This is a genomic window from Chamaesiphon sp. OTE_75_metabat_556 (assembly GCF_031378165.1).
Lineage (GTDB): Bacteria > Cyanobacteriota > Cyanobacteriia > Cyanobacteriales > Chamaesiphonaceae > Chamaesiphon.
In genome coordinates, this window is record NZ_JANNDR010000295.1 from 1 (window position 1) to 2,779 (window position 2,779).

Here is a 2,779-nt window from a genome sequence, read left to right on the forward strand (position 1 = left end):
TGATTTTCAATGCCTTTTGAATTTCCTTGAGTGCGCGTTCTAGGTCAGATAGCTCTTGGTCAGTTTTAATATCCGCCAGCAACTTATTAACCTTCCCAGTTACTTGAACAACTCGATCTGGTTTAATTACAGGAGTCGGGACATGAGTATCGATCGTATCTTCAATTAACATTTTGGTTTCAATTAAAGATAATTTGTCCTCAGTTATTTGTTGAATTACCTCGGCTCTAATTTTCAAGGCATCTTCATCTGATTGCCCTAGATATTCAGGGGTAAGCCTGTCAATTTGCTTGGCCTTGCTACCTTCGAGTCCATACTCTCTGATCGCTGCTTTCACATCATCTGATACTTTTAAGAGGGGGAGAATATGCTTATTAATACTAGCGGGATGAAGTTGTAAGCCCAAGATCGTCTGAAAAATCTGTTTTTCTTCATCTTTGTTCTCTAGACTATCCAGCCATAATTGTTGAGTCTGGGGATCGGCTATTTTGAGAGTATTAAAATCTGGAGCGTTACCCTCTCTCTCCATCTGACGCAGAGCGGCATGAAGAGCCTTCGGAATCTCAGTTTCTCGTCCAGCCCAGTTGGGATAACGATCGACTGTCAGTTTAATTATTGCTTCGGCGATATCCAGATCGTGCAGACGTTGGGATTGAATGCTGGTAACTACCTGCCGCTCGAAGATCTCAGTAGCATTCAAGGATTCTGCTGAGGTTAAAAACACCGCATCCAACTCATTCCACAGTAGTTTTTGAGCACCTCGCCAGCGTAATTCACCTTCAAACAACTTATATCGATCGCCCACAGGAATAACAATAATCGGCGTGAGTTGACCCTTAGTGCGAAGACTTTCAGCCCTTTCTTGAACGATCGCTGGGGGAAATACAGTTCGCGGTTGAGCTTCATCCCGATCGATTTTACCGACCGCAATCCGATGAATTCCGGATCGAGCCGCTAGTTGTGCGGTTAATTCTGCAATTTGCCCTTCAAGTTGAGACTGCTGGACACTATTAAGTTCCTGCGACTTGAGCCTAGCAACTTCAGCTTTGAGATCCTCTACCTCGGATTGTAAGCCCTCAATTTGTTGATATTCTCTAGCACCCTGAAAAGAATCGCGCAATCCGCCGAGCTTTTTAGTTTGAGCAGCCATAAATTTTATACCTCGGTTAATAATTCTACAATTTTGTCGGTAATCGGGTCGAAATCTTTGGCAGCATCACAGCCTGGACGGTAAAGCTGAAGCGGCAATCTTTCCAAAGACGCATTTAGATAGTAATTAGACTGACGGATCGCTGGGAAGCAATGAATACCCATCTCTTCAATTAGTACTGGCAAGGTATCGCTCAGATCGATATCAGTGCGGAGCTTACCCTGTTTATTCAGCCCCAGAAAATTCCGGTGCATGGAGGTTTCAGCCCAGTCTACTCGATTGGGGACGAATCCTAGTATTTCTGGCTTGGGGCGCAGTCTTAATTCTGATAATTGCCTAAAATACCACCGGATAAAACCAGCAAAACCTTCGGCATCCTTGTTCTCTGGCTTAATTGGCGATAGAACGTGGGTGCTAGCAGCCAAGGCAACGACCCCCATTGGTTCTAAGGTAGCTGGGGTATCAAATAGAATTACATCGGCAGCTAGGGGATAATCTTCAAGCCGATCTTGTAATAAATAATGTCCGCGTGGATTGAGGGGAATCTCGCGAATTACTCGCTCGATCGCTTCACCGCCCTGAATGGCGGTAATTTTGTCAGTTTTTTCTGCCCAGACTGGTTTGAGCGGGTAATTTCCAGCAAAATCAGGCTCGAATACCGTCGCGATCGAGTCTTGTGGTTCTGGATTCATGGACAATCCAGTGAAGGTACTCAAGGAACTAGAGATATCTAATTCGATAATCGTCACCTTAAATCCTTTGGCAGCGATCGCATATGCTAAATGGACGGCAGCAGTTGTTTTACCAGATCCGCCAGCATTACTGGCAATACAAATCCGAATTTGTCTTTGAGCCACTTTGGACTGGCTACTTTTTTGCTGTAAGGTCATGTGGTAGATGTGCGAACTTTACAGATCCTGTGGGAAAACGTTGTCCCACACGCTCGATCTAACCATAAAAAGGACAAATCTGCTAGCAATTGTTAGCAGGACAGACCTTCTTCTTCCCAGTACTCATCTTGCTCCTGGTCTAGATCGCTGACTATATAAGCATCGACGCGGATAAATTCATCTATCTCTGGAGTCTCATGCTCAAAGGAAGTTTCAAACTTTTTAGGCTCCAACCCATTAAAGCGTTCGAGTTGTTCGACATCTGTGCGCTCGATATGGGGAAAGCCCACTGGTTCCCACTTACCATCCTTTGTCTGAGTAGCTTTGAGCATCAGTCGATGGGGTCGCATCCGCATCACGGTTAGAATGTCTCTCTCTAATTTAATATCTGCCCGACTGTTCTTAAACTTTTTGCCCCGTCCCAATTTCATCACTGCCATCTCCACAGCCCGATCGAACATTGCCCGTTCGCAAAGCGTCCCCTCTGGGGAATCGATCTCACTCAACCGCAGGGGCTTTTCCTGACTCTTGATATTAGCCACTTGCATTAAGGCAAGATCGCGATGGGTAATCGGTATTCGCTGGCTCACTACCGACCACTTCGAGCCAATATCTCCACCCTTATAAACTCGATCGTCTTGGAGAAAAGTCACACCCTTGATGCAATCGTTATTACTAATATTAAAGCGCACATCAATATTAGACTCCGCCAAGCGATCGAGCCAAGTTTGGAGATTTG

2 protein-coding genes and 1 pseudogene are annotated in these 2,779 nt (G+C 45.3%); all 3 read right to left on the bottom strand.

Annotated elements, in window-relative coordinates; genetic code table 11:
- Window positions 1–1,150 (bottom strand): ParB N-terminal domain-containing protein (locus RMO27_RS11930; protein ID WP_309732694.1); only part of this gene is annotated, 1,150 nt, incomplete at its 3' end.
- Between the two features lie 5 nt (window positions 1,151–1,155).
- A complete protein-coding gene (locus RMO27_RS11935; protein ID WP_309732696.1) occupies window positions 1,156–2,040 on the bottom strand; it encodes a ParA family protein in 885 nt (294 codons plus the stop codon).
- A 92-nt stretch (window positions 2,041–2,132) separates the two neighbouring features.
- Window positions 2,133–2,779 (bottom strand): annotated as a pseudogene (locus RMO27_RS11940) (relaxase/mobilization nuclease); the annotation flags it as partial.